Below are 755 nucleotides of genomic sequence, written 5' to 3' on the forward strand. Positions count from 1 at the left end.
GTTTGAGTTTCTTCACATGTGAACGTTCTTTGGCGTCTTTTATGTCGGATAGTTTGCGTTGACGTATCTCGACGACCCTTGCGAACATTGTGTCGTCCGGTAAATCCCGAAGCAACATTTTGAATTTGTTCCAATGTAATTCCCCAAATTGGTCATGCAAATCGATGTGGTAGGCTTGCATGAATGATGTGTAAATGAAGCCCGCATCGTGGCTCAAAGAATAGTTTTGTTGCAGTGTTTCGTCTTCTTCGCCTTCGACCTTTTTGGGGATGATTGGATTGCCTTGGACATCGTAAGCGACGACTTCCGGCATTGTTTCTTGTATAAGTTCGTGAAATATTGCACCCAACAATTCAAACCGCTTGATTGGTGGCAAAATGTGATGTTGGGTTTCCACCAACAATGCCAACATCATTTCCGCCCCAACACTATCGGTGATTGCGGGGTCTTCCAAAATATCGAACACGTCCAAGATATTATCAAAGGACATGTCGACATGGAACAAAGTGCCTTCGAACATGACTTCATCGTCACAAGGCTTGTGCAAATAGAATGTCATTTCTTAGCTTTCTTGGCGGTCTTCTTTTTCTTGGCGATGATAGTTTCGCCGATTTGCTTTTGGGCTTTCTTCGTTTCGGCTTTGCGCCATTCTTCCAATCCGGTCGAAATGGTTTCGATGACCGCATTCATGATGTTGATTAAGGCTCGGACATCCGGATAAATTGCATATAATAATTTGAACCCACCTTCGCCAA

Annotated in this window: 2 protein-coding genes; both read right to left on the minus strand. The window is 43.7% G+C overall.

The genetic code is table 11. From position 1 onward, the window contains the following. Nucleotides 1-520 (minus strand): bacteriophage Gp15 family protein (locus N1032_RS25055; RefSeq protein ID WP_259543275.1); only part of this gene is annotated, 520 nt, incomplete at its 3' end. Between the two features lie 35 nt (nucleotides 521-555). After that, nucleotides 556-755, minus strand: a 200-nt coding sequence (locus N1032_RS25060; protein WP_407933086.1) for a hypothetical protein, incomplete at its 5' end; no start/stop codon positions are given.

Origin of the sequence: Herbiconiux daphne, from assembly GCF_024979295.1 — a bacterium.
GTDB classification, from domain to species: Bacteria; Actinomycetota; Actinomycetes; order Actinomycetales; family Microbacteriaceae; genus Herbiconiux; species Herbiconiux daphnes.